Genomic DNA, 7,925 nt, shown 5'->3' with positions numbered 1-7,925 from the left:
GGCGCGTGAGCGACCGTGTCCAGTTTGTCCTTCCAGCTGTGTGACTTCCTCCGGAATTCCTCAATGTTCGCCCCGGTGGGCGAGACTTGAATGCACCATCCTAACGCAATTCGAAAGGAGCCGACATGAGCGCCTATTCGTCCGCGGAACCTTGAGCCAGCGCCGTCAACGCAATCAGGGAAAAAGCCAAGCTGTTGAGCATCTACTCGATGATGGCCACGACTGCCGCAGGCTCGGGGCATCCGACTTCGTGCATGTCCGCCGCCGAGCTGGTGGCCGGAGTGTTTTTTCACGCGATGAAGTTCGATCCGAAGAACGCGAACTCGAATGAAAACGATCGTTTCGTGCTTTCGAAAGGCCACGCTGCGCCGTTGCTCTACGCCGCACTGGCGGAGGCGGGCGTGTTTCCGGTTTCGCGGCTGATGACGCTGCGGCAGTTCACCAGCGAGTTGGAGGGCCACCCGACGCCCCGGATTCATGGCGTGGACGCCGCGACGGGGTCGTTGGGCCAAGGACTTTCGGTAGGCTCGGGCCTCGCGATCGGCGCGCGGCTGGATAAGAGTCCGACAAGGGTCTACGTGCTTACCGGCGACGGCGAATTGGCGGAAGGACAGATCTGGGAAGCCGCCGCGTTCGCTGCGCATTACAATCTCGATAATTTGACAGTGATTGCCGACATCAACCGGCTCGGCCAGAGCGAGCCGACGATGTACCAGCACGACATGGAACGCTACCGGCTGAAATTCGAGTCGGAAGGTTTCGATACGCAAGTGATTGACGGACATGACGTGGCCGCGGTGCTCGCGGCGCTGGATCGCGCCAAGACCGTGAGAGGGCGGCCGCAGGCCATCGTGGCGCGAACGATTAAGGGCCACGGCTTCAGCCTGGTCGCCGACAAACTGAACTGGCACGGCAAACCGTTCTCGAAGGAACAGCTTGCCGCCGCGATTCAGGAAAAGGGCGGCGGACCGACGGTCCTGCCCGACCCGGGAAAATCGTTCGAGCGAACCTCACTGCCGAAGCCGCCGGAATTCGCCACTCCCGCGGCGCCGGACTACGCCAAGGATGCGAAGGTGGCGACGCGCGAGGCGTACGGGTTCGCGCTGAAGCGGCTGGGAGCTGCGAACCCCAACGTGGTGGCCATATCGGGCGACGTGAAAAACTCGACCTTTTCGCAGGTATTCGGCGACGCGTACCCGGACCATTTTTGGCAAGGATATATCGCCGAGCAGAACATGGTGAGCGTCGCGGTAGGATTGCAGGCGCGCGGCAAAACGCCCTTCGCCGACACGTTCGCCTGCTTCCTTTCGCGCGCCTATGACAATGTGCGCATGGCGGCCATCAGCCGCGCGAACATCAACCTGTGCGGGTCGCACTGTGGCGTCTCGATCGGTGAGGACGGTCCATCGCAGATGGCGCTCGAGGATATCGGCATGTTCCGCGCGGTGCATGGCTCGGCTGTTTTCTATCCGAGTGACGCCGTCTCGGCGGAGCGCCTGACGGAGGCGATGGCTCGGCGCGCGGGCATCAACTATTTGCGCACTTCGCGACCGAAAATGCCCATTCTGTATTCGAACGATGAGAAATTCCCAATTCCGGGTTTCAAAGTGCTGCGCAAGAGCGCGGAAGACAAGGCGACTGTGATCGGCGCCGGCGTGACCCTGCACGAAGCGCTGAAGGCGGCGGATCAACTGAGACCAGCGGGAGTTGCGATTCGCGTGATCGATCTCTACTGCGTGAAGCCTCTGGATGGCGAGGCGCTGGCCGCCGAGGTCGGCGCGACGGGCGGCCGGCTGGTGACCGTCGAAGATCATTGGCCGGAGGGTGGATTAGGCGAGGCCGTGTTGCATGCCTTGGTTGCCGCGGGAGCGGCGCCTGCAAAATTCAAACTGTTGGCTGTGAACGGCCTGCCACATTCTGGTAAACCCGATGAGCTTGTCGATGCGTTTGGCATTTCTGCGCGCCACGTTGTTGAGGCGGTGAAGGGCCTTCTATAGGCCGCGCAAGCCAAGGGGCACGGATCGGCCAAGAGCCCGACCACGGCAACCCGATCAATCGCGGCTCGCATTGCCGCAAAGGACGGCGCTTTTGGGAGGAGGAGATGGTCGAAGCGCCCGGGTGGCCTGGAATTCCGGCTCGGTGGACATCAAGCGCCAAGGACGGGGTCGGCGCCGCCCTCAGCGAGGGCAGCCGGGTATGGTTCACCATCAGTCACGGCATCGTCAATGAAATCTACTACCCACGCGTTGACCAAGCTTGCGTCCGCGATCTCGGGCTCATCGTCACCGACGGGGACACTCTCTTCGCCGAGGTCAAGCGCGATTGCGAGACGGTCGTCGAACGTATCGAGGATGGGGTTCCCGCTTTCCAGCTGACGAGCACGCATCGCGGCGGCCGATTCCGGATGATCAATCGCGTGATCGCGGACCCACGCAGCGATTCGATCGTGCTGCACATTCGCCTCGAAGACTCCTCCAGGGCGGGGCTCCGCGTGTTCTCTCTGCTCGCGCCGCATCTCATCAACGCGGGGGCGCACAACAACGGCCAGCTCGGCGAGTACAAGGGACACGAGATGCTTTGCGCTCTCGGCGGCGGCACGCATCTGGCGATGCTGGCGAGCCCGCCGTTCCTCGCCAGGTCCGTCGGCTTCGTCGGCGTCTCGGACGGATGGCGGCAGCTTCGCAACCATCGGCGGCTGACCGACCAGTACGACACAGCGACCGATGGGAACGTCGCCTTGTCCGCTGAGCTTGCCATGGGAGCCGACGGCGCCTCGGTTCTCGCGGTCGGTTTCGGCCGAACCAGGGCGGAAGCCGCCTTTCACGCCCGGACGTCGAGCATGACCCCCTTCGAGACGATCTTGAATGACTATTCGGCCGGCTGGCGCGCCTGGCAATCCGGCTTGCGCACGATGGAGCGGCGCGCTCATGGCCAGAACATCTATCGGGTGAGCGCCAACCTGCTTCGTGTTCATGAGACGCCGACGTTCCCGGGAGGCGTCATCGCCAGCCTGTCAATTCCGTGGGGCTTCAACAAGGGTGACGACGATATGGGGGGCTACCATCTCGTCTGGCCCCGCGATCTGTGCGAAACCGCCGGCGCGCTGCTCGCGTGCGGCGCGCGCAGCGAGGTCCGCCGAATCCTGCGCTATCTGCGGGCGACCCAGGAGGGAGACGGGTCGTGGGGGCAGAACTATTGGCTCGACGGCGCGCCCTATTGGAGCGGCGTGCAGCTCGATGAGTGCGCCTTCCCCGTGCTGCTCCTGGACATGGCCCGACGCGAGGGCGCGCTTGGGCCTCCGGACCTGCAACCGTTCTGGCCGATGGTCAAGCGCGCGGCGGGCTTCGTCTTGCGCACCGGACCCAGAACCAAGCAAGACCGCTGGGAGGAGAACGCTGGCTATACGCCGTTCACGCTCGCGGTCGCCATTGCGGGGCTGCTCGCCGCGGCCGAGATCGCCGAAGCCTGCGACGTCGAGGAGTTGCCAGCTCTGCTGCGCGACACGGCCGACGCCTGGAACGAGCAGATCGAGGACTGGATCTATGTCAAGGATACGCCGCTCGCGCGGGAAGCCGGCGTCGCTGGCTATTACATACGGGTGGCGCCCGAATCTCCCGTGATGGGGCGCCCGGACGTTCACGGAATGATCCAGGTGCGCAACCATGAGGCGGGAGGCGGAGCGATCGCCGCGGACGAACTCATCAGCACGGATGCGATCGCGCTCGTCCGGTTCGGGCTGAGGGCGCCCGACGATCCGCGCGTGCTCAGCACGATCGCGGTCATCGATCGCCTGCTCAAGGTCGAACTGCCCCAGGGCTCCGGCTGGCGCCGCTATAACCTCGACGGCTACGGTGAGAAGGCGGGCGGGAGTCCCTTCGACGGAGTCGGGATCGGCCGCGTCTGGCCGCTCCTGGCGGGCGAACGGGCGCACTACGCGCTTGCGGCGGGAAAGCGCGAGGAGGCGGAGGCGTTGCTCGCGACGATCGAGGCGCAGACCAGTCCTGGCGGCCTCATCCCCGAGCAGGTGTGGGACTCCGCGCCCATTCCCGAAAGGGGGCTCGCGCCCGGAAAACCGACCGGCTCAGCGATGCCCCTCGTCTGGGCGCATGCGGAATATGTGAAGCTGTTGCGCTCGCTCGCGGATGGCAGGGTGTTCGACATGCCCCCCCACGCGATGCGCCGCTACCTCGCCAAGAAACGGCCCGCCCGCTGCCGCCCGTGGCGCGAGGATTGCCCCGCGGCCAACGTTCTGGCCGGCCAGACGCTGCGGCTCGATCTCCCCGACGAGTCAATTGTCCGCTACACGCGCGACAACTGGAAGAGCCAGGCCGACGTCGCGACGAGGGACACGGGCCTTGGCCTGCATGTCGCAGAATTGCCGACGGCGGGAATGGAGCCGGGCGGCAACCTCGTCTTCACCTGGCGCCGGAAAGCCGACGAGGTCTGGCGCGGGCAGGATTTTGAGGCGCGCGTCATTGCGCCGTGAGCCCAGACATAAGCAGGGGGCGAATAACTGAATTCCGAGGGATACGTCACGGTCGATTTTATGAGATCGCCGGGCGGAGAAACCGCAGCGCCTTCGAGCCGAGTCGGCCAATGACGGCGGCGAAATTGACGCCGACCGCTCCCGGCGCTGATTCCGTAGTCGGCGGCGCGCCGCGCGAGATGGGCCGCACAAGCGCTCGCGACCAGAGTCTTGGTGGGCGCGCGGCCCACGTCTTCGCGGTTCCGCCGAGGAGCGTCCTGACGCCCGACGTTGCCTTGAGTGTGCTTGAGGGGCGGCCTGCCGTTGAAACTTTCGAACAGGGTGCGCCCGCCACCAAGGCAATATCACACTGGCGCAGCGTCGCAACGTATCGTCGCACCGCTGCACTCACTCGTTTACACTGCGATCTATGCAGGAATGTCCCGCACCACCTCGGTCAACTTGCCGGAACTGATTTCGTAGAAGAAGCCGTAGAGCTTGATGTGCTTCGGCACAGCAGGGCTCGAACGAAGCAACGCGATATCATGCTTGATCGACATCTCGAAATCCATGATGGCAAGGCTATCGTGATCAAACATCGTTGTGATATCAGTATGATAATGATCATGGAACTCCTCGATGAGCAGCTCGGGCGTTAGAGTCGTCGTGCCGCAGAAAGAGTGGTGAACCACGACGACATTCTGAACGCTGAATATATAGTTCATGGCCGCCACGGACTCTAGCGCGAAGGCAGCGCGCCCACCCGCGTTGGTCTCGGTAAATAGTGTCCTTGTGTGGCCAATCCGATTGCCAGATTCGTCGAGAATGTTTTCACCGGGATAGACCTCGTCCCCAAAATACTCGGCGATGGCCTGTGGGATTTCGGCCGCCCGAGGGTCAAAGCAGTAAATGACAAGTGTCTTCATCGGGATGGCCTGGTTCGCGCCCTCGAAGGTGTTCATATCGAATCCGGGGTTGTTTTCTGTACTCGAAAGCGCTGAACTTGCTCATTTTCTTTCTCCACAGGCGTTCGACTGCGCACAGATCAGCCGGCCCGGCGACTTGCCGATCTCGCAAAGGCATTGAGGTACGGGGATCGGTTGAACGCCGATGCCTCTGCTAAGATTTGGTCTACTTTCACGCACCAATAGAGCGCGATTTCGCGATCGACTTTAGGAGATTCGCCCAGGACTCGTCGAACGACTTGGCCCCATCGGATTGGAGGTCCGCCGCCAGGGCGTCGAGATTCACGCCCGCCTTGACGATCTCCGAAAGCGTCGCACTCGCGGGCCCTCCATCACGTGGCAGAAGGCGGCCGACATCACCGTGATCGGCGAAATCGAGGAGCGTCTCTTCAGGCATCGTGTTGATGGTGTTGGGCGCGGCCAACGCGCCGATGTAGAGCGTGTCCGAGGCTTTCGGATCCTTCGTGCCTGTGCTCGCGAACAATAGCCGCTGCGGGCGCGCGCCGAAATTCTCGAGCCTCTGCCAGCGATCGGAGTCGATGAGCTCGCGATAGGCAGCATAGGTTGACCCCGCGATGGCGATCCCCGGTCGATCGCGCAGCTCGCTTGGAAGTTTGTCTGTCGTCGCCTTGTCCCAGCGGCTGACGAACAACGACGCGACTGAGCGGACGTCGGGGCTCAGGCCCGCCGCGATCCGGCGTTCCAGGCCGCGCATATAAGCCTCCGCCGCAGCGACGTAGTGCGCCCGTGAGAAGAGCAGCGTGACGTTGACCGGCACGCCGCTGAAGATCGCCTCCTCGATTGCTGACGCGCCCTCCTTCGTCCCGGGGATCTTGATGAAGAGATTGGGCCGGGCCGCGGCGGCGTGGAGGGATTTTGCCGCTTTGACCGTCTTCTGCGTGTCATAGGCGAGCAGCGGCGAGACTTCGAGCGACACCCAGCCGTCCACGCCGGCCGTGCGCTCGTGGATCGGGCGGAAGAGGTCGGCTGCTTGTTGCAGATCGGCGATGGCGAGCTGGAAGAACAAATTCTCGGTTGCAACGCCGCTCTTGGTCATCGCGTGGATATCCGAGTCGCAGGCGGCGCTTTTGGAGACGGCGTGGTCGAAAATCGTGGGATTCGAAGTCAGGCCAGTGATCGACAGCGTATCGATGTAGCGCTTCAGCGTGCCCGAGGTGAGCAGGTCGCGCGTGATATTGTCGAGCCATAGACTCTGGCCCGCGACGCGCAGTTTTTCGGTGGCTTTCATGTCCGATCTCCCAGATTTCTTAATGGCGAAAACGCGACGCGGTCGACCGCGCCAAGTCGGATCCGTGTCGATCGCAACTCGGTCAGCTGATACTGCGAAAGCGCCTCCGCATCCTTCGCCTGATGTCCCTGCTTCGGAGAGACGGTCGTGACCCGCCTTTTCAGATCGCCCTGAGGCAGCGAGAATGCTCCGATCGGCCACGCTCCGATTGAGGCCCGTCCCAGGTCCCGGACAGTGTGGCGGTCTCCTGAGCCAAAATGACGGTGAAAAGCTCGTCTTGATCCGTCCACATCGCTGTGGGCGACCAACCGCCCGCTCGAAGGAGAACCCCGACGTCCCTCGGCCCGTATTTCAAACTATTTTCCGTATGGATCGTCTCGCCCTCGGCCATGCGAAAAAAATGACCGTCCACTGCAAACTCTACATCCCGTTCCGCCTTCAGATGCATTTCGATCCGCGCCTCTTCATCGTTCCAGCGTGCGAGGTGGTGAAAGGCGTCAACGGGAATCGACCCGCGAAGCTCCCCGTTGATTCGATGTAAAATATTGCGATTGAACGCAGCCGTTACTCCGGCCGCGTCGTTATATGCGGGCAAAAGAATGCTTTGGTCCTTGATTCGGTCGACGCCGATCAACAGCATCGAACCGCCGCCCAAAGTGGACGCCATACTCCGCAACAAATTAACGGCCTCGGGAACGAGAAAGTTACCGATGGTAGAACCAGGAAAGAATCCAAGCCGAGGGAGCCGCTCGACCCATGGCGGAAGCCGTACGGCTTTCGTAAAGTCCCCTTCGATCACGTGTATTGCTAGCTCTCGAAATATCGTCGAAATATTTGTCGCCGACTCCGTAAGCATACCACCCGAAATGTCGATGGGCACGTACGCTGCTGGATTGAGCGCGGTAAGCAGAATTGGCGTTTTAGAACATGAGCCAGACCCGAATTCGACGACCGCCCGCCCAGGCCCAACAAGCGCGGCGATATCCGGGCTCCTCGCTGAAGGGAGTGGGTAAAGCCGCGTTCCGATTGACATTATTAGCCACGGGCGTTCGACCAGTTTGTTCCAGTTGAAGCAGCAATGATTCGAGGATGTCGTCGTAGCTTTTGAAGATTCGGTTCTAGAGCCAGTTGTCGCGCATATATTGCCAAACGTTCTCGACTGGATTGAGCTCTGGCGATTTGGAGGGCAAGGGGACGAGCGTCATGTTTTCGGGCACTTGCAGCTTCGCGGTGACGTGCCACCCGG

The 7,925-nt window shown here is 62.3% G+C and carries 5 protein-coding genes and 1 pseudogene; 2 read left to right on the top strand and 4 right to left on the bottom strand.

Annotated elements, in window-relative coordinates:
- The first annotated feature begins 173 nt into the window (after nucleotides 1-173).
- Nucleotides 174-1,997 (top strand): transketolase, encoded by a 1,824-nt coding sequence (locus ACLP25_RS09915; RefSeq protein ID WP_442469033.1) that lies wholly within the window; start codon nucleotides 174-176, stop codon nucleotides 1,995-1,997.
- 104 nt (nucleotides 1,998-2,101) lie between these two features.
- Entirely contained in the window at nucleotides 2,102-4,486 is a 2,385-nt protein-coding gene (locus ACLP25_RS09910) for a glycoside hydrolase family 15 protein (RefSeq protein ID WP_442469031.1), read from the top strand.
- A gap of 407 nt (nucleotides 4,487-4,893) precedes the next feature.
- Here ACLP25_RS09910 and ACLP25_RS09905 read toward each other — a convergent pair whose 3' ends face one another.
- The 4 genes and pseudogenes from ACLP25_RS09905 to ACLP25_RS09890 form a co-directional block, all read right to left on the bottom strand.
- Entirely contained in the window at nucleotides 4,894-5,427 is a 534-nt protein-coding gene (locus ACLP25_RS09905; protein ID WP_442469030.1) for a carbonic anhydrase, read from the bottom strand.
- Nucleotides 5,428-5,602: 175 nt separating this feature from the next.
- On the bottom strand, nucleotides 5,603-6,679 hold the full coding sequence (gene tal, locus ACLP25_RS09900) for a transaldolase (protein ID WP_442469029.1): 1,077 nt from the start codon (nucleotides 6,677-6,679) through the stop codon (nucleotides 5,603-5,605).
- A gap of 160 nt (nucleotides 6,680-6,839) precedes the next feature.
- Nucleotides 6,840-7,712 carry an L-histidine N(alpha)-methyltransferase gene (locus ACLP25_RS09895; RefSeq protein ID WP_442469032.1) on the bottom strand — a complete coding sequence of 291 codons (873 nt, stop codon included), beginning with the start codon at nucleotides 7,710-7,712 and terminating at the stop codon, nucleotides 6,840-6,842.
- A pseudogene (locus ACLP25_RS09890) lies at nucleotides 7,695-7,925 on the bottom strand (transposase); the annotation flags it as partial. The gene ACLP25_RS09895 and the pseudogene ACLP25_RS09890, both read right to left, overlap by 18 nt.

This window comes from Roseiarcus sp. (genome assembly GCF_052145395.1).
Taxonomy (GTDB): Bacteria; Pseudomonadota; Alphaproteobacteria; order Rhizobiales; family Beijerinckiaceae; genus Roseiarcus.
This window is presented reverse-complemented; position numbering and strand designations above follow the sequence as displayed.